Annotated in this window: 17 protein-coding genes and 2 pseudogenes; 8 read left to right on the top strand and 11 right to left on the bottom strand. The window is 38.4% G+C overall.

Annotated elements, in window-relative coordinates:
• Positions 1-65 precede the first annotated feature (65 nt).
• Positions 66-776: a DUF2232 domain-containing protein gene (locus FJR11_RS11215; protein ID WP_168503751.1), complete on the bottom strand. Its 711-nt coding sequence runs from the start codon at positions 774-776 to the stop codon at positions 66-68.
• Between the two features lie 14 nt (positions 777-790).
• Positions 791-1,489 carry a Crp/Fnr family transcriptional regulator gene (locus tag FJR11_RS11210; RefSeq protein WP_168503750.1) on the bottom strand — a complete coding sequence of 233 codons (699 nt, stop codon included), beginning with the start codon at positions 1,487-1,489 and terminating at the stop codon, positions 791-793.
• Positions 1,490-2,064: 575 nt separating this feature from the next.
• Here FJR11_RS11210 and FJR11_RS11200 point away from each other — a divergent pair.
• From FJR11_RS11200 to prmC, 3 genes are all read left to right on the top strand, one after another.
• Positions 2,065-5,865, top strand: a complete 3,801-nt coding sequence (locus FJR11_RS11200; RefSeq protein WP_168503748.1) for a hypothetical protein — start codon at positions 2,065-2,067, stop codon at positions 5,863-5,865.
• 391 nt (positions 5,866-6,256) lie between these two features.
• A complete protein-coding gene (locus FJR11_RS11195; RefSeq protein WP_168503747.1) occupies positions 6,257-7,024 on the top strand; it encodes a Tic22 family protein in 768 nt (255 codons plus the stop codon).
• A gap of 19 nt (positions 7,025-7,043) precedes the next feature.
• The gene (gene prmC, locus FJR11_RS11190) at positions 7,044-7,943 is read left to right on the top strand and encodes a peptide chain release factor N(5)-glutamine methyltransferase (protein WP_168503746.1); all 900 of its coding nucleotides are present in this window, start codon (positions 7,044-7,046) and stop codon (positions 7,941-7,943) included.
• 32 nt (positions 7,944-7,975) lie between these two features.
• On the opposite strand, the gene FJR11_RS11185 is transcribed toward prmC, so the two are convergent.
• The 4 genes from FJR11_RS11185 to FJR11_RS11170 form a co-directional block, all read right to left on the bottom strand.
• Complete coding sequence (locus FJR11_RS11185; protein WP_168503745.1) at positions 7,976-8,200, bottom strand: hypothetical protein; 225 nt, start codon at positions 8,198-8,200, stop codon at positions 7,976-7,978.
• Positions 8,201-8,208: 8 nt separating this feature from the next.
• Positions 8,209-8,472 carry a hypothetical protein gene (locus tag FJR11_RS11180; RefSeq protein ID WP_168503744.1) on the bottom strand — a complete coding sequence of 88 codons (264 nt, stop codon included), beginning with the start codon at positions 8,470-8,472 and terminating at the stop codon, positions 8,209-8,211.
• 21 nt (positions 8,473-8,493) lie between these two features.
• Positions 8,494-9,474: a hypothetical protein gene (locus FJR11_RS11175; protein WP_168503743.1), complete on the bottom strand. Its 981-nt coding sequence runs from the start codon at positions 9,472-9,474 to the stop codon at positions 8,494-8,496.
• 437 nt (positions 9,475-9,911) lie between these two features.
• Entirely contained in the window at positions 9,912-10,517 is a 606-nt protein-coding gene (locus FJR11_RS11170; protein ID WP_168503742.1) for a molybdenum cofactor guanylyltransferase, read from the bottom strand.
• A gap of 235 nt (positions 10,518-10,752) precedes the next feature.
• On the opposite strand from FJR11_RS11170, the gene FJR11_RS11165 reads away from it, so the two are divergent.
• The 4 genes and pseudogenes from FJR11_RS11165 to FJR11_RS11150 all read left to right on the top strand — a co-directional run.
• Complete coding sequence (locus tag FJR11_RS11165; RefSeq protein ID WP_168503741.1) at positions 10,753-11,214, top strand: nitrate reductase associated protein; 462 nt, start codon at positions 10,753-10,755, stop codon at positions 11,212-11,214.
• 51 nt (positions 11,215-11,265) lie between these two features.
• On the top strand, positions 11,266-11,466 hold the full coding sequence (locus FJR11_RS11160; protein ID WP_168503740.1) for an RNA-binding S4 domain-containing protein: 201 nt from the start codon (positions 11,266-11,268) through the stop codon (positions 11,464-11,466).
• 238 nt (positions 11,467-11,704) lie between these two features.
• Entirely contained in the window at positions 11,705-12,667 is a 963-nt protein-coding gene (locus FJR11_RS11155) for a hydrogenase small subunit (RefSeq protein WP_168503739.1), read from the top strand.
• Between the two features lie 55 nt (positions 12,668-12,722).
• Positions 12,723-13,235 (top strand): annotated as a pseudogene (locus tag FJR11_RS11150) (nickel-dependent hydrogenase large subunit); the annotation flags it as partial.
• A gap of 367 nt (positions 13,236-13,602) precedes the next feature.
• Here FJR11_RS11150 and FJR11_RS11145 read toward each other — a convergent pair.
• From FJR11_RS11145 to FJR11_RS11125, 5 genes are all read right to left on the bottom strand, one after another.
• Positions 13,603-13,950, bottom strand: coding sequence for a hypothetical protein (locus FJR11_RS11145; protein ID WP_168503738.1), 348 nt, complete (start codon positions 13,948-13,950; stop codon positions 13,603-13,605).
• 64 nt (positions 13,951-14,014) lie between these two features.
• Positions 14,015-14,320, bottom strand: coding sequence for a hypothetical protein (locus FJR11_RS11140; RefSeq protein WP_168503737.1), 306 nt, complete (start codon positions 14,318-14,320; stop codon positions 14,015-14,017).
• Positions 14,317-14,868, bottom strand: a complete 552-nt coding sequence (locus tag FJR11_RS11135; RefSeq protein WP_168503736.1) for a DUF6036 family nucleotidyltransferase — start codon at positions 14,866-14,868, stop codon at positions 14,317-14,319. The genes FJR11_RS11140 and FJR11_RS11135 overlap by 4 nt, the downstream gene beginning before the upstream one ends.
• Before the next feature lie 167 nt (positions 14,869-15,035).
• Positions 15,036-16,496: a hypothetical protein gene (locus FJR11_RS11130; RefSeq protein ID WP_168503735.1), complete on the bottom strand. Its 1,461-nt coding sequence runs from the start codon at positions 16,494-16,496 to the stop codon at positions 15,036-15,038.
• A gap of 207 nt (positions 16,497-16,703) precedes the next feature.
• On the bottom strand, positions 16,704-18,200 hold the full coding sequence (locus tag FJR11_RS11125; protein WP_168503734.1) for a site-specific integrase: 1,497 nt from the start codon (positions 18,198-18,200) through the stop codon (positions 16,704-16,706).
• Between the two features lie 115 nt (positions 18,201-18,315).
• On the opposite strand from FJR11_RS11125, the pseudogene FJR11_RS11120 reads away from it, so the two are divergent.
• Positions 18,316-19,416 (top strand): annotated as a pseudogene (locus tag FJR11_RS11120) (nickel-dependent hydrogenase large subunit); the annotation flags it as partial.
• Positions 19,417-19,574 lie beyond the last annotated feature (158 nt).

Genomic DNA, 19,574 nt, shown 5'->3' with positions numbered 1-19,574 from the left:
CTGATTAATCATCTAAATCAAATTAGTCACATAAATCAAACTAATCACGCAAATCATAGTTATGACTATTCATAATCCATTAGCACTTGCACCCAATGAGGTGGACGGGGAATGGGATTTCCTAAGCGATCTAAAAGTAACCAAGCAGTAAGATGGATGATAAACAAGTAAATAAAATTATTGATGAGAATAAGAGCGATCGCTCCGAATTGAATTAATAATAAATTGGGAATCATTAACAATTCCAACTTTAAAAAAATCCATTCAATAATTTCTGTCACCTGGTTAATCACATAAATCCAGAGGTCTTGTCCAGATAACACAGATAAAAACCATAACCGAAAAAACACCCCCAGCGTCCCCAACAGCGTTCCTAAAGTAATCGAAACAATCCAAGGCACACGACGATACCAAGTTGCCCCTAACATCACGCCCATGAAGCCAAAAGGCATGACAAATAATAAACTGCGAACTGGTCCCATGAGTACAGATAACAGTAACCCAGAAGTCACCGCTGCCATCCAAGCTGCCCGTTTACCCCAACGTAAATACACCAAAGCAATGGGGATGGGGAAAAATACCCGCAATACTGGACCCAAGGGAAAATAAAAATTAATAAACCAAATTAAACTGGCTGTACTGGCTAAAAAAGCCGTTTCTACCATCCTCAAGGTACTTTCAACTTTAAGAGGTTGGTAATGTAATTGGCTTTGGGGAGGAGATTCAGGAGATGAATCTGCTTCTGGTTCTTCTGGGAGAGAATTAACAATACTCATGCAGGGCAACTAAATTAAACTATGGTTTTTTCCAAAGCTGACCAATCAGGAATCCGGATTCTATCTTGATCCCTAACAATCAACCCTTTTTTTTCTAGTCTTGTCAGCACTCTTGTCACAGTTTCCCGTGCCAGTCCACTTAAACTACTTAATTCCCGATGGGGTAAATTAGGAATTTCCGTGCCTGTGTTGCCTTGTTTTCCTTGCCCCTCTGCCAAAAATAGTAAGGTATCAGCCACCCGTGACTGACTATCCGATTCCCGCAGCCGCAACCTGCGATTTACCTGTCGTAACCTTCTAGCCATTAACTGGGACAATCTTAGCCCCGCTAAAGGTTCTGTATGCAGGAAATTGACAAAATCTTGAGCAGGGATACTCGCTATTGTTGTCGCAGTGAGAGTAATTACATCTGTAGAACGAGGGACTTCATCCATTGCTGCCATTTCCCCAAATAATTCTCCTTTGCCAATAATATTCAGCGTTACCTCTTTCCCATCGAGATTATATGTACGAATTTTTACCCATCCATCTACAATAAAATATACCGAACCGCCCCAGTCATTTTCCAGTAAAATTACTTGATTACCTGGGTGAGTCCGGGTGACAAGGTGAGTAAGAGCTTTTTCTACACCTGGTTCTGGCAAGTCTTCAAAAAAAGGAGATGATATCATCCATGTATAAGCCGGATTATTTGTATTATATCGTTCTTCCATCAGGACATCTTGATTATCAAAGCTGCTATCATCACAACAAATAAGATTGTTATTTTAAACCTACCCTATCAAAGTACAACGGCGTTTAACAGAGATTTTTAGAAATCCGACTCAGACTATGTTACATAAAAAAGCGAGAATAGGGTTTTTTATCAATAATCTTAGATATTACTCTATTTCAGTATGGATAAGTTATTGTTAAAAAATTTTACAATAATTAGCCTAAATACACTTAGAAAAATTCACTCTATGTACTAGAGAAATATAAAAAAACAGAATATCCGTATATTCTCTGTGCCTTTCCTTCATCATCTCAGATAGATAGAACTTAAGCAATACCGAGAGTTATTTTTTATTAAACATCTGTAAAAAGGCGCAAAAGCTGACACCACAAACTTTTCCCGTTCTACTCCTGGCTGAATTCTGACAAAAACTGATTGACAATCATGACTAATACGAGTAATTGGTAACATAATTATCCTTGGAAGTATAAAGCACAAATTTTGATCCTCAAAACTTCTTTAATTGTCAAGCTCTTACACATCAACGTACATTTCTCACTAAGGTAATTTAACGTGACTTCCCATATTGATGAAATTCACCAACTAATTGCAGATATTGATCACTTACTGTCCCACAGTGCTAAAGGTATTTCTAAGTTTCTGTCTAACCAAGGACAACAGGAAAAAGAGGTTTTACAACGGGTACGTGATTTTTTGGTGCAACTGAACGATGATCAAGTAGCCAAGAATGAGGTAGTCTCCGAAACAACCACCCCACCTCCGGCACCAGCATTTTCATCTCTATTGACGCAATTTAACCAGCAGGGTAATATCCAACCTGTGGTCGGGTCTTCTCCACCTCCACGAGAGCTAAATAATATTGAAGCGGTACAGATAACACAAGAGTTTAGTGTTTTACTTGAGCCTTTACAAGCAGAACTATCAAGATTATTGGCAGAAAGAGCCAGTCTTATTCAGGAAATTAGGCAACTAGATCAAAAGCGACTGCAAAACTATTCCTTAAGCCAGCAGTTAGCAAATCAAGAGCAAATGATTGGTGAATTTTTAGAAGTTCTCATGGGTCGTTTAGTCCCACATTTAAAATCAAATGCTAGTGCGACAATCAACCCTAATTCACAAAATTTAGAAGCTGTTACCTCTGCCATGCAGCCTATTTTGGAATCAGCAGAGCGGGTAGAACAGTTAGCAAATTTGGCGCGGGATTTAGATCAACGCTTGCTTTCCTTAGATGGAACTGTCAATATTGTTTTTGAAGCTTTAGAATGTAATATTAACACCTATTATCAGTCCCTCTCCCAAGCACTAGCAAAAATGCACAGTCAAGGGATGCAAGGTGAACAGTTAATGGCAAAGTTCTTAAATAATTTGACTCAATATTTACAACAGCAATTCCTAATTAATGAGCCGTTAATTTCTGATGTCAATCCTGAAATAGTCTCAGCATCACCATTATTAGATCGGTCCCCGGTCGTCGAAGAATTAACAGATTCAACAGATTCAGAAGATGTAACTCTAGCAACTCCTCCTGCGGAAATAGTCCCAATTAGTTTGGAAACAGATTTATTAGAAGAGCAACCACAAGGGGCAAAAGAGTTACAATTAACAATTGCTGATCAGGTAGACGAACTTTATGCAAGTTTCTTTAATCCAGAAATTTCTTCATCGCTGAATTTATCATTTTCTCATGATACTGTACTCAACGAAGATGGCAGTTTATCCATGTCTTCTGAAGTGGTTAGTGATGCTGTTTCACCACCGGAAATTAGCAGTCTGACAGTTGCTAGTGTGGCTGACATTACACCCCCAACTATGTTGGAAGAACCAAAAGAAGAGTTGTTGTTACTACCAAATCTTTGGGGTGAACCACAAGATGATGAAAACTACAATTTTCCAGTCGTAATTTCTGAGATTTCTCACCAGGATGAAGTAATATCTTCACCACAAGAAACACCAGTAGCAACAGAAGTTGTTATCACAGAACAGGTTGAGGAAGAACCAAATAGTGCTGATACAATTATAGTTCTGACTGATTTATTAGTTGATCCTGGTCATGAACAAATAGCATTAGAAACTAGTACAGCCGATATTTCTGCGGTGACATTACCACCAATCATGGTATCTGATTCCGTGGCTGCTTCTCCAGTGGAAAATTTACTATATTTGGGAGATAATGACGGTGCTGGTATCCCAGAAATTATTTTGGATGCAAAGCAGTTGCAACAATTAGATCAAGATTTAGCTAATTTTGATCAACCATTAAATTCTCCTGGGGAATCAACAACACAGTTAAATGTTGAAAATCCAGTTGATACTGTAACTATACTTCCCCCTCAGCAAGAAGATTTAAGTTTAACAACTCAGACATATATAGAAGATCAAAAAGAAGATACTTCTCAATTTTCAGTTACTAGTCAGCAATCCCCAATTACCACTCCTCAACCCGCAATTCCTGATGATAAAAATCATGATCTAATCCCAGGTGATACTCTAGATACAACTTGGTATTTAGGAATTGATATTGGGACAACAGGGATTTCTGCGGCTTTGTTGAATCGCTCGAAATTGGTACTTCATCCCATTTATTGGTCAGCAGAACAGCAAAATGGTAGTTCTTCTTTTCAGCAATCATTCCGCTTACCGGCAGAAGTTTATTTACCGACTAATTCAGCTTCTCGTCAGGGGCAAAGTGGAGAAAAAGAAGTTTCCCCTCATCTTTACTCAGCACAGTTAAAACCCCTTTTACAAATAGCAGTTCCCTACCAACCAGAACGACAAAAATGGGAACCAATGTTGCAATTAAATGAATTTTCCGCCGGGCCTTTAATTTGGGTGGTGCGATCGCTTTCTAAGCTACTATTAACTCTCAGGTCTAGTCAAACTAGTACCACACCTGCTTTAATTGCGAATGCGGTGGGAATGAATATCCCAACTTTCTCCAAAGTGATTAAGAATATCGCTGGGGTAATTTGTACTTATCCTTCTAGTTGGACTGAACAATATCGCTTTAATGTGCGGGAAGCTATTCTTACCAGTCAACTTGTTTCCCATCCTCAACAAATCTTTTTTGTGGAGGAAGCGATCGCTAGTTTGCTGCCAGAATTAGACAGTGCTAATGGCCAATTTATCCAAATCAGTGAAAATCAGGGTTTGCAACCTTTAAAAACTAGCAATTATCCCCTACTAGGTAACACTTTAGCCATTAATATTGGGGCGACACTTGTAGAAATGACTTTGGTAGATATACCAGCAAATTTGGGAGAATTGACGCACAAAGATTTCATGCTCCACAATTTTGCCTACTCTGGTAAAGGCATTGAACAGGATATTATTTGTCAGTTATTACTACCACCAAAATCCCGCCAACCCCGTCAACCTGGACAATCTCATCATCAATCTGCCAATGCAAATCCTTGGCATTGGCAACCCTCAATTCCTGGTTTAGACCACATGGAATTTTCTAGTTTGGGTTTGGAAACATTGACATTACCCAAAGTGGGAGAACCAGATACACAAGTGCGGATTCGCTTCCAGCAACGTCTAGAAAGTTCCCTGCTCGGACAGGCTTTGTTAGATGCGGCTTTAGCTTTAAAGTTGATTTTACAACATCAAGAAACTTTTACCCTAGAATTCGCAGACCAGTCTTGGGTATTGCAACGCCGAGATTTGGAAAGTCAAGTTTTTGTTCCTTTTGTCCGTCGTCTGAATCGAGAACTTAATAAATTATTAGTAGCCCGTGGTATTCCCACCGAAGCTATTAATCAAGCTATCCTCTGCGGTGGTGTGGCAACCGTCGGCACTATTAACCGTTGGTTACGGCAAAAACTACCTAATGCCAAGATTATTCAAGATTTATATCTAGGTGAAAATGGCGCTCCTAATTGTAGTCGGGTGGCACTAGGTTTAGCTATGTTACCTTTACATCCCCAGGTTTTAGACATACCTAAACAACAATACACAGATTATTTCTTATTTTCTGAATTGCTGAAACTATTACCCAACCGTTCTTTATCCTTTGGTGAAGTCTTGCAGTTATTTGAAAGTCGTGGTATCAATACCCGTATATGTCAGCAGCGGTTATTAGCCTTTTTAGAAGGTGAACTACCACCAGGTTTGATTCCTACGGCTGCCGATAACCTTTGGCTTACCCACCACTCCCAAGAAAATCCTGATTACAAGGCCATAGCTGCCTTGACTTCCGGTATTTCTCCCTTATTTGAGAAACAAGGTAATCTTTCTTATCGTCCTAACTCTCAACAGGTTCAGTTATTACTACGTTATTTAGATACCATCAAATCTAGTACCGTTCAATCTCTTGACGAACCATATAGTTACCTTTTACAAAGTCAGGTTTAGGGACTGGGGACTGGGGACTGGGGACTGGGGACTAGGGACTGGGGACTGGGGACTAGGGACTAGGGACTGGGAACTAGGGACTAGGGACTGGGGACTGGGGACTAGGGACTGGGAACTAGGGACTAGGGACTGGGGACTGGGGACTAGGGACTAGGGACTGGCTAATTTTCTTACTTCTTTCTTACTTCTTACTTCTTTCTTTCTTTCTTTCTTTCTCCTGACTCCTGAATCCTGACTCCTGAATCCTGACTCCTGACTCCTGACTCCTGACTCGGTGACTACACAGTCTTGTCATCTTCAAAGCATCAGGATATTACTGATCTGTGGAGAAGACTTATAATAGGATGTTCAGACTTTTGGCTAGGGCATAAAATTAACACGAGGAGTGATCATGAAATTATTAGTACGTTGGGGCTTAACATTGGGTCTTGCAGGAAGTGTAATGTTTGCAGGATTACCAGGAATGAATAATCTGCAAGCGTTAGCTTTACCACAGGAACAGGTAGTAAAAACTTTACAGGAAGTCCCTGTTTTTACACTGACTAATCCCAAAGGAGAATTTGTAGTTATCTCCAGAAAAAATGAATCTAAAACTATTTCTCAAATAGGATTTTTTATTAGTAAGAAAGATGCCCAAACTTTCCTCGAAGGTCGTTTAAAAAAAGAAAATCCCAAATTAGCAAGCACTATTCAGGTTAGACCTGTTTCCTTAGCAGATTACTATAAATTAGTAGTAGAAAATAATAAGAAAAAAGATTCGGCTGTAGTTTTTACTTTAGTACCCACAAAACAACAAATTGATGTAGCTAGAACTATGTTGAATGCTGGTGGTAAACCAGGTCAACAATTTAATGGTATTCCTTTATTTGTGCCGAAGTTCAAGCAAGGAAATAGTTATTTGACCATTCCCCAAGGAAAAGAACGTTTTATTCCTTTCTATTTTGAAAAAGAACAAGCAGTGGCTCTTTTAGATGCTTTCAAAAAAGCTAAACCACAGGAAGCAGCCAATACAGAAATTCAAGTAGTAGATTTGTATGGCGTGATTGACACACTCAATAGTAGCAATGATCCCAGCACTAATAAGATTTTCTTGTTTCCCTCACGGGAGTCAATAGAATTTATTCGTTCTATCGTTCCCAATCAACCCAAGAAAAAATAAACAATCTTTACTTCCTGATATGTTAAAGCCAAATCAAATGGTTTCTGGTTTAGAACTTTGGCAGTGGCGAAAAACTGCAATTCAAGCAGCTATAGCCGCGGACATATCCCCCATGGAAGTGGATTGGTTATTATTAACAATAGCTAATTTAGACCGCTTGGCACTGCGTTTAGAATCTTTCAAAGCATGGCATCAAATCCCCATGCAATTGTCTTTAACAGAATTAGAGCAATTGTGGCAAAGGCGATTACATGACCGTTTACCGGTTCAGTATATTGCGGGAATGACATCTTGGCGAAATTTTCAACTCGCAGTTTCTCATGCGGTCTTAATTCCCAGACCAGAAACAGAAATGTTGATTGATTTGGCTGTGGTTGCTGCTAACAATGAGATGAAAGCCGGACACTGGGCGGATTTAGGGACTGGTAGCGGCGCGATAGCTCTGGGATTGGCAGAAGTATTGACAAATGCCACAATTCATGCAGTAGATATTAGTCCGGCAGCTTTGGCCGTTGCTCAAACTAATGCGGAAAATTTGGGTTTTGGGGAGCGAATTCAATTTTACCAAGGTTCTTGGTGGCAACCTTTAGAAGCCTTCAAAGGTCAGTTTAGCGGCATGATATCAAATCCGCCATATATTCCTAGTGATACGGTACTTACCTTACAAGCGGAAGTAGTTAAACATGAGCCACATTTAGCCTTAGATGGTGGTGCAGATGGTTTAGACTATATTCGTCATTTAATTAATGTTTCCCCTGCTTACTTGCGTCCTGGTGGCGTTTGGTTGATTGAAATGATGGCGGGACAGTCGGAAATGGTGCGAGAATTATTAGAAAATCATGGTAGTTATGGCAATATTTCTATTCATGCTGATTTAGCGGGAATTGAACGTTTTGCTGTGGCTTATGTAGAAACCTAACCCGTGTGTTCTGGAGTGGTTAGTTTTTCCACTCATTTCATTCTAAAATCTTGCAACAGAAAAGGCATAATTGCACCTGTAGTCAAACTAGCTACACCAATGGGAATACAGAGGGGAATTGATGCTTGTGCTAGTAATACCAATATAACCGTGCCAATCCCACTAGCAATAATAGTTTGACGAATAAAATATATAGGGTCACGGAATAGTTTACCCTTGAAAAATAACTTAACAGAAAACCAAGTTAATGCTAACATATATGCTCCTAGTGATTGGCTAATAAATTCAGAATAAATAACCCGAAAATTACCGCAGGAATTACCCCTGCTGGTGCAAATAAACTACCAATTATCGCTGCAAATTGGTATCCTAAATCTTTACCTGCAAGGATAATTCCGCCAATTGCACCACCAATCATTGATAAAATCACAGCAATGATTAACCAAGTAAATCCTGTAGTGAAATTTAATTCTGTATTTAAACTATGGAGAAATTTGATCAATACTGGATCATGGACTAACTCAAACATAGATATTCTCCTATTTAGGGTTTAATTTAAGGCAAATGCTTGAATTTCTGCGGTTAAATCTTGTAGTGCTTTGGCTACCATTTCCGCTTGTTCTAATTGCTTATGTTCTGTAAATATTCGCCAAGCTTCTTGATAGTATTCTTCTGCTTTTAAGAGATTTTGTGGATTCCCTAATTCCGGTTTTTCGAGGTCGTCGGGTAAGTTGAAGAGGAGGTTAGCTTTGTTAGAAATTGTATTAGCATATTCTAACGGTGTATCTTGAAGATTACGCACCTTTAAAGCTTCATCATAAGCTAAAACAGCCCGTAAATTATTTTCCACAGGATGGGAACTAACTAAATATTGTAAAGCATTGCCTAAGTTATTTTGCAACATTGCATATTCCCTAGGATGCTCAATTAAATTAATATATTTCAGAGCAATTTCAAAAGATTGCACTGCTAAAGCTTGACGCAAAGATTCCCGTTCCGACGACATGGGCATAGAAAGATAGGCGATCGCTATGTTATTATGTAAAATCGCATATTCCTGGGGATAATGTTCCCAAGTAAACACCCGCAAAGCCTCGTGATAAGCCTGAATACTATCAGTTATCCGGGCTAAATTATAGGGAACTAAAGATTGTAAAACCAACCCTAAATTCATTTGGGTTTCTGCTACTTCCGCCGCTGTGGCAAATTGTTGTAAAATTGGCAAAGCTTCCTCATAATCTGCCCTCGCTTGTTGCAACAATTGGGAATCCGCATCAGGAATCATCTGTAATGACCCTGCCATGCCCACCTTAGCCCGTGCTTTCAGTAAAACATACTCATCCCCACACATCTCATATGCACGGTAAAATAGCCCCACTGCATTGCGTAAATCTTGGGCTGTTTTCGGCTTTTTTTGAAAGCCTTGGGCTATTTCTATCAGCATTTGGATTTTTTCTGCCGTTGTTGCTGACTCCGAAGATATAGCTGCGATCGCCGCTTTCACCACTGAATCTGTAATACTAGATGTCATAATTGGCGTATTTTAACCGGTTGGGGAATTAAGTCGTCAGCGCCTACATTCAATAAATGCGACACTATAAACCAAGCCAATTTACGCAGATTTAATTGTTATCAACAGATTCCCCAATCTGAGAAGCCAATATTGCAATTAACAGGTATTGCTACCAGAAATATAATGGAGTCAATTTTTCCTACTATAAAACAATCTATTAAAAAAACCCTAGAGAGAAATTACTTATTTTCATAGAAGTTCCAAATCAGTTATTACCTAATTCACTGAATTTGGTATAACTATTTTACTTCCTATATATAATTTTATTGATTATATCATCAAAAACTAACCGTAGCACCCTTAAATAAAATATAAAAACCTCGATCTTCTCTTCCTCTGCGCCCTCTGCGTCTCTGTGGTTGGTTAAAAAAAATCACGATACTTACAGTTGAAATTTAAACAGAATCAACACTATTAAAATTAAATAGCATTTCTGGATCTGCCAAAGACAATACCTCCACATTATAAGACCTTAACCACTGCTGAAAAGAACGTCCACCTGCTTCAACATACTGATGTAATTCTGGTAAACAACGACGGCGATAAAAACCACATAAAGGTTGCCAAATTTGATTATATTGTACTAAAGCTGCCATTTTATTTTCGGGAATTGTATCTAATTTAGATATCCAATCTTGCAATATTTCTAAACGCAAATTTGGTAAATCACAAGCTAATAGCAGAACCCAATTTGTTTCCACTGCTGCTAACCCTTGCATAAAACCTACAATTGGTCCATGGGTGCGAGATTCATTTCCAGTTTCCCCAGGTAAAGGAACTTCTGGAATAAACTGACTTTTAGATGTTAGCAATTGTTGATAACGTTCTGACCAGGGAGTGACGATATAAACTTTATCAGTACAAGCTTCAGCGATAGTACAAATTAATTGCAACATGGGTACACCTTCAATTGGAATTAAGGCTTTATCTCTACCCATGCGAGTGCTTTTACCACCTGCTAAAATAATAGTTGTAACATGATACTGGGAATCAATATTCATGATGTTTGTATTCTATAGCAATCTGATTTATTAGCTTTCACTCCCGCCCAGAACTTAAGTTCCGGGCTAATAGCTAAAGTAAACTAAAGTTTACTAAGGAATTTTTGGGTTATTTAGTCATCTTTAGATGACTTTTGCTATGAGACTGGGAATTGATTCCCAGGCGGGCTTTATTTTCTCATAAATCATTTACAATCATTATATAAATCTATAATTTAGAAAAATTAGCAATTTTATGACAGATTTTTTTGAATTTGAAGCAGATTTTGTTGATTCTTGGCGTTGTATTCCTATGCAAGTGCGTTATAAACTCGATACTTGCGGTATTAAGCTAAAATTAGCAGAATGGAATCAGATGAATCAAGAATCACGTCAAAATTTAATGACATTACCTTGCGATACAGATAGCAAAATTCATGATTATAGGCATTATATTCAAGAGTTGGTATTGCAACTGACTGGTAAACCTGTAGCCGAATTGCCAATTGAAACTCATCCAGCATGGGTAGATATTACCACTATTCCCAGCAGTGTTCACGAAAAAGCACAGGAAATAGGTGTGATCATCACAATTGAGGCATGGGCAAGCTTGACTATTTTACAGCGTTTTGCCTTGATTAAACTGAGTCGCCCTAGTCATGAAAATAAAAACTTTTTACCGGCTTTGCAAGAATTTAATTTGTTGCCAAAATCCTAAATCCTGATATATTGCTATAGATGATACTTTTTTAGTAGTTGATAAAAGCAAATGATTAAACTCGACCAGTTTTTAAAGTTTTCCGGGATTACCTCTACCGGAGGTCAAGCTAAATTGATGATTGTTGATGGTGAAGTCAAGGTTAATGGGATAGTGGAAACGCGCAGAGGACGGAAATTAGTAGATGATGATCAGGTAACAGTAGCAGGAAAAACTTTAAATGTTGGGGAAATACTATCAGAGTCCCGTTGATTAGTTTTTATGTCTATTATCTTGCCCTCACTTTATTTGTTACCATAAAATCTAATCTTGCTAATTCTTAAGTTTTATTTAAAAAAATTTAATTGCTTTAAATAATACCTTAATTTAAAATAATAAATATTGATCAATAGGTCATTCTCTACAAGTAAATCCTCTCAAAAAGGGAAATTATATTCCTAGATAACTTCTTTAATTGTGCATTGTCAACATATAGAGAAAGACATAGCTAATGACTAATGTACTCTGGTTACAAGGTGGTGCTTGTTCGGGTGACACCATGTCATTTCTTAATGCCGAAGAACCAACAGCTTGTGATTTAATTGCTGATTTCGGTATGAAAATACTTTGGCATCCTTCCTTGGGTGTAGAATTAGGTGAAAACGTCAAAACCCTTTTATCCGACTGTATTTCAGGGAAAACGCCTCTGGATATTTTGGTATTTGAAGGTAGCGTCGTTAACGCCCCTAATGGTACAGGAGAATGGAATCGGTTTGCAGACCGTCCCATGAAAGATTGGTTAGACGATTTAGCCAAAGTTGCCAAATTTATTGTCGCTGTCGGAGACTGTGCAAGTTGGGGAGGAATTCCCGCTATGTCACCCAACCCCAGCGACTCCAAAGGACTGCAATTTCTCAAACGGGAAGAAGGCGGTTTTTTAGGTAAAGATTTTGTCAGCCAAGCCGGCTTACCTATAATTAATATTCCTGGTTGTCCCGCACACCCCGATTGGATAACGCAGATATTAGTCGCTATTGCAACGGGAAGAATTGATGATATAGTTCTCGATGAACTGCATCGTCCCCAAACCTTCTTTAACACTTACGCCGAAACCGGTTGTACCCGCAACATTCACTTTGCATACAAAGCCACAACCACGGAATTTGGACAACGCAAAGGTTGTCTATTTTACGATTTAGGTTGTCGTGGACCCATGACCCATGCCTCCTGCAACCGCATTCTCTGGAATCGCGTCTCCTCCAAAACCCGCGCCGGAATGCCCTGTTTAGGTTGCACAGAACCGGAATTTCCCTTTTTCGACCTTAAACCCGGAACAGTCTTTAAAACCCAAACCGTTATGGGAGTTCCCAAAGAAACACCACCAGGAATCAACCACAAAGATTACGCAGTCCTCACCGTTGTGGCCAAAGACGCAGCCCCAAAATGGACAGACGAAGACTTTTTTACCGTTTAGTTCGTAGTAAGCACTTAAGTGCTTACTACAAGCCAATAAATAATAGGAGAGGATAATGCCAATTCAAACATTAGATATTTCACCCGTTGGTAGAGTTGAGGGTGATTTAGATGTGCGTGTCGAAATCGAAAATGGATATGTCACAAATGCTTGGACTCATGCTGAACTTTTTCGCGGCTTTGAAATAATTTTACGCGGAAAAGATCCCCAAGCTGGCTTAATTGTGACTCCAAGAATTTGTGGAATTTGTGGTGGTTCTCACCTCAGTTCTGCCTCTTGGGCGTTAGATACAGCTTGGGGAACAGAAGTTCCGAGAAATGCGATTTTGGCGAGAAATTTAGGTCAAATTGTCGAAACAATCCAAAGTATTCCTCGGTATTTTTATGGTTTGTTTGCGATTGACTTAACTAATAAAAATTATCGTCGTAGTCACTTTTATGATGAAGCTTGTCGGCGGTTTGCTGCGTTCACAGGGACATCTTATGAACTCGGCATTACAATTTCTAGTAAGCCGGTAGAAATCTACGCTTTATTAGGTGGACAATGGCCGCACAGCAGTTATATGGTAATAAATTAGGGAATTGCTGATATAGTCAGGATTTTTCGGAATAGATTTAATTATTCCCTGGTTTTTCCTTAAATGAGGCCATAAATCCACCTCAGCTATATCATAAGTCCATTTATTGTAGTTATTTGGTGTTTTCAGACGTTACCTAATTTTTCCCTTAATCGCTGTTCAGGAAGTTAAAGGCAAGTGGTAAAGTATAATTTTTTCTTTCTGTTGAAATATAAACCCGGTTTTTTCTCAATATAAATACGTAAATATTAATTTAAAAGTTAAAATCTTTACAGATTTACTTGAGTATGGAAATATTGATTTATTTGGATATTGAGCGAACTGACAAGTCAGCGCTTACGCTATCGCACTAAAAACCTTAAACCAGAACTCCTGCCATCTCCATAATTCGATTTGCCCAGGTTTGAGATAAGGTGGAAATTTCCAGACGACTAGAATCACTTGCCCAAGTTGACCACCAATGAATATGCCATCGAGACAATTGACGTTGTATTTGAGCTAATTCAAAGGCATTATCTACATCTAAATCAATGGCTGTTAATTCTAAAAACACTTTACTTTCTCGAATAATCTCAAGTACCGCTTCTCCATTAAATTCATCTAAACTGAGAGATGCCATTTGTAGAAAGTTCTGTGCTAATCTTTCCAGACGTACAGAAAGACGCTCACAACGAAAGGTAATTTGTTCTACAGTCCAGTTATTCATAAACCTCCTAATAACTTGTGGATGATTTGTTTGACCTGGTCACGAATCGCTTTTCTCAAAGATGTTAAACAGTGAAATTAGACGGTTTATATTTATAACTTAATTCAAGAGCATTGCAAAAGCTATTTAGTTGATTAAGCAAAGCATTATAGTAAACGTAAGCATCCTCTCGTTCATCTTGGAGAAGGGCATATAAAGTTAGCTCTGGTTCTGGGGCTAAGTGATTTTTAGGAATATCTAAACCAGCTTCAGTTAAGCGGGTTGACGCGATCGCAGCTAACAATGCTCCAATTGTATTAGATTCACCACTGTGCAGATCACTCAGTCCAGGCAAGATTATCTCAGATCCCGGCAACTCATTGAGATTCATGATTGATCATCCTCCAGGTTATCTTCACAACGTTCAATAAATTTCTCGACTCTGCTTCTAAGCATATCAGGATTAAGAGAGGGGAATCTGATTAGTTCAGGTGCGATCGCTTCAAAGCAATTCCGTAAATCATTCAAAGAGAATAATTTCTGTTTGTACATAGCTTCAATATCTTTAATATCACGGTCAAATCCCCTAGATAGTTTAGAAAGAGCTTGGGCTGTAAAATCATAGTGATAAAAGGAAATTTGACCTTGTTTGCCAATGAATACGCTTCTATCACGCCATCCTGGAAGAGGTGGCAAGAAATCCTGCGGAGATGCCAATTCGATATTGATGTTTAATTCTTGTTTGAGCTTGGCGATGGCTTGAAAAATGCCCGGTGGTTCAGGATCTAGACGAATATCGACATCAACTGTGGAGTTGCGCCATCCAATTAGTAGCGCACTAGCTCCACCTGTAAAGTAGATGCAGCCTGAACCCTGGGCTTCTCTACCTAAGACTTGCATCAGACGTTCTAACTTCTGAGTGTCAATGTTTGCACGCATATTTTTATTGATTTATTTGTTTGAAAATTGAGCGATCGCACTAACCCATGAGATCGCATTAATCGCAGTTAAGGAAGCACAAGACAATGGATTTTGAGCGGCAGCAGGTAGCCTCAGCAACCTTACAATCGGCTTCCGTCCGCTGCCGTAATGTGTTAGCGATTGGGCTAAACTTTGGATGCAGAATCTTTCTTTGTTGCATCGATTATAAAAATATTTTCCGCGTTCTCTTGATTGATACTCTTCAGAATATTTTTGACTTTCGTTATTTCTGCCTTTGTATAACAAAGAATAACCTTGATGTCACTTATAGATTTAGAAGCTTTTTTGTATATTTCAGTTTGATTGAGTAAATTCTTTTTGAGAGATGAAGATTTTCCTAGCTTAAATTCGACAATGGTGGAGTCTCTATCACCGTATGAAATCTTGTAATCAGCCGGACCGCGACCATTGTTAACCTCCGAGTTCACATCTAAGGGTGATGCAAACCATGTCAAACGAAAAATTCTTTGAATCGTATCTTCTGACGATATCGGCTGACCATCCTTGTAAAATATCCTATAGCCATCATTGTCTTCTATCACCTGTTTTAAATACTGAACACGCTGTAAAGCTGACTGATAGCTATTCGGTGATATCTTATAAAAGTTGCTGTATTCAACAATGTGCTTACAGAAATCAACTAGCGTCGAAATTAGCTCTGTACGGAGGTTATTAACCTTTTCAGCAGATAACGTTGCTGCCTTATCTCGATTTTCTTCTTGATGATGTATGTAGTAATCAAGAAGTTCTGGATACTTTTGAACTGTCGCATCAATAGCCTGTTGAATCTCCGCCTTTTTAGGTTTAACTGGAAGTCTATCTTTAAAGTAACGGTTTATCGCATCTCTAAGAGTCGAGTTTTCTAGTGCATTTGTTATTTGCTTAAACTTACTCGTAAAATCACTATGACAGATAAAAGCATCATCTTTGGTAAGGATATCTATAGGAGTAAGAATTAGAAAATCTTCATCATTATTTCCCTTATAGAAGTATGGTAGATCGAAAGTTTTGGGTTTCCAAATCATTAAATTAGAATCAAAAGAGCAGCGAATAGAAAACTTCTTTCGCTTATTCTCTTGCAAATGCAACTCTGCAAACTTTTGCGTGTACTCTAGCAAATGCTCTAGAATCAAATTAGTCGTAAAATCACTAATGAAATCTCTACCAATCCCTGAGCCTACCAGTGTAAGCTTTTCTATATGGGATGAAGATGTAATAACTTCGTTTCCAAAGTCGGCATAAAATCCATTGAATGCTGCGATAAGGTTGCGAGCAAACTCTGGACCCAATCCTTTCCCGTTATTACCCCATTTACACAATCCTAGCCAATTCTGTTTGACTTCTGGGAATTGAAAAAGATGTAAGTCAGATTGAGGGTTATTTGCAGCAATTTTTTTGAGATTTACTAAGTGTTCAATTATCTTGTCGTGTAAAGCTTGATATTCTGGTTTATCTGATGCAAAAAGTAGAAAAGGGTCAATAAACAGAGGTAAATCAGCCTCAATACATATATTTAACGCACCATATTCATCTAGAACAGATACGTCGATTTCAAAATAATCTGAGAAGAGTAACTGACTATTCATGAGGCACCTTTCGGAATATCGCTAATATACAGCTATTATACAGAAAATTTCCAGATAAATACCTAAATTTGGGTGGATAGCAATAAATTTTCTGGCTATCATCCTTTTCTGGGTAATAGACGGAATGATTCAGTATATTTATCGCTGTCCAGAAATTTTCCTCATAACATTCTAATTAGGACATTAGACAGAATTTTCAAGATGTTCTTAACCGTAGTGATAAACCTGTTCGCAGTCCTCTACATTTTTTCTTTCCAAAAATTTCCACTTTTCCACCTCCAACCTTAACCTTTCATTCTCCATCCGTAGCGCTAATATTTCATTCTTCTGCAACTCAATTAATGACCTTTGACTAATTACCTCACCAAAGGCTTTTTTCCGATTTTCAATCCCAAACCATCTTTGATAGGTTTTTGTATGTTCATCAACAGTATGACCTAAATTATCTGCTGCGGCTTTAATCGGTATTCCCTGAAGATGCGCTCGAATCGCGCAACCATGCCGTAAATCATAAGGTTGAAACTCAATTCCCACCTTTCTAAACCATCTGGATATATCTCTCCGCATCCAATTAATATTTTGTACAGATGCAATTTTTGCCACCTTTATTTCTAAAATCTTTAATGGTTTGGGATTATATAAATCAAATAATTCTATCCATTCAGGTACAAAAGGAATAACTTCTCTATATCCAGTTTTAGTATTTTTATTCACTTTCCAAGTATGATCTATATTTTGGGGAGACATCCACCAATTAATATCTGGTTGGACAAATAATTCCCTTGGTCTTAACCCATAAGTCGCCAACATTCCATATACCCAACGCCACATTTCCCAAGTGTCTATTTCATCACTAATGTTTGTATTTTTGCGGTTGAGGGCGAACTTTTCAAAGAGGTCAAAAGCAGATATTATTTTTTCATCTTCAGGAATTTCTCGATAAGCAGGAGTGACATGATCTCGTTTGACATCGAGTTGAAATCCTAAATTAAAGGTTTTAATCAAAACAGAACTTACCGCAATCAATTCATTTTTTTTATTTCCCTGAAATGAATTAATAACTTCCTCAAAATTTTCTTTTGTGGCTAAATGGGTGAGAATCAAGTTTCTTTTGATTACAGATATATAGTTAGCAAAAGTATTTTGACTGGTGATAGTTTTCTGACGAGTTTGATAATATTTTTCATCAAATGTATCTAATAATTCCCCAATTGTTTTGCTCTCTTGCTTCTCTCTCGATTTAATTCCTAAATACTTTTCATTCCAATCGAAAGTATGACGAGCAATTAATTTACCCAACTCATAACTTTCTTCAATTGCAGTTTTTAGTCCCTCTAAATTTGCGGGTATTCCGAGAGATAAATCATACTGTTTTTTTGTCTTACCTGAACTGTAATCTCCTGGTTTTAAAGGTAAGGTAGCTCGTAATTGGAGAGAATTGCCAGTTTGTTTAATACTAACTCTTATTCTCTCCCTTTTTAAATTAGTATTAGCTTCGATTAACTTCTGTTCAAAAACTGCTTGATACTGTAATTCCGTTGCCTTTATTTTCGCCATTGTTCCCCTATAGCTACCGTCTGTGGTGTTCTGCGGCTCGAAATCTGCAAACATATCGGCGAACCAGTCCCTTGAGTCTGCATTTGCATATTCCTGTGTAGATGTGGAATATTTCTCCTCGCAATTACCCTGATTTTGTCCGCTCATTCCCTAAATATTCCCTTATTTATAAACTGAAATGGTGAAAATAAAATGTTACTACCGAGCAAAATTACCTTAAAAATAAGTTACTCAGGAACATTTACAGCATATCACCTGTTGTCATAGCAGTTATATGGTGCCTGGTGGTGTGATGTGCGCCCCCACTTTGACTGACATTACCCGCGCCTGGGCAATTTTGGAATATTTCCGCACTAATTGGTTAGAACCAGTTTGGTTAGGTTGTTCTTTAGAAAGATATGAAGAAATTCAATCCTATGAAGACTTTCAAAAGTGGTTAAATGAAGATGTTAAACATCGAGAATCAGACTTGGGTTTATATTGGCGCATGGGGTTAGATATCGGTTTAGATCGATATGGTGCAGGTGTGGGTAAATATGTGACTTGGGGTTATATTCCCCATGAGGATAAATATAATCATCCCACCATTGAAGGACGTAACGCTGCTGTAATTATGAAAAGCGGTGTTTATGATAGCTTCACTGATACTCATAGCTTAATGAATCCAGCTTTTACCCGTGAGAATTTAACTCATTCTTGGTATGATGAAGGTACTCAAGATTGGCATCCAAGCGATCGCACAACTAACCCAATCAACAACAACCAAAAAGACTTTAATGGCGCGTATTCTTGGTCAAGTGCAGTCCTCCACCAAGACTTAGGAAGATTAGAAGCCGGACCCCTAGCCCGTCAATTAGTTGCAGGGGGAAATCATGGCGAATCTTGGCAACATCATGACCCATTTATTCTCGACACATTCAAGAAAATGGGTGGTGCAAGTGTTCATCTTCGCCAATTAGGAAGAGTCCACGAAATAGTTAAACTATATCGTCAAGCTGAACGTTGTTTAAGAGAGTTCAAATTAAACGATCCTTGGTATATTAAACCAGAAGAAAAAGATGGTAAAGGTTGGGGTGCAACGGAAGCCGCTAGAGGTGCATTATGTCACTGGGTAGAAATCGAACAAGGCAAAATTAAGAACTATCAAGTTATCGCCCCCGGTACTTGGAATATTGGACCCCGTGACGGTGAAGGACAACTAGGACCTATTGAAAAAGCATTAATTGGAACGCCTATTGCAGACCCTAAAGACCCCGTAGAAGTGGGTCATGTAGCCCGTTCTTTTGATTCATGTTTGGTGTGTACTGTTCACGCCCACGACGCGAAAACAGGCGAAGAATTGGCTCGTTTTAGAACAGCTTAATTTATGTTACTTAAGATCCCCGATTTCTTGGAGAAGTCGGGGATCTATTTTTCTCTATTTTTCGATAAGTCAGGGTTCTATATAATTGTTGTTTGCAGTACAAAAGTTCCCAAATCAGTGGGTTAGTCTGGATTTTAATGAGTAATTGGTAATTCCTA

The organism is Anabaena sp. UHCC 0187 (assembly GCF_009712035.1).
Classification (GTDB): Bacteria; Cyanobacteriota; Cyanobacteriia; order Cyanobacteriales; family Nostocaceae; genus Dolichospermum.
The sequence above is the reverse complement of the archived record's forward strand: the minus strand, read 5'-3'. Positions and strand labels throughout refer to the sequence as shown.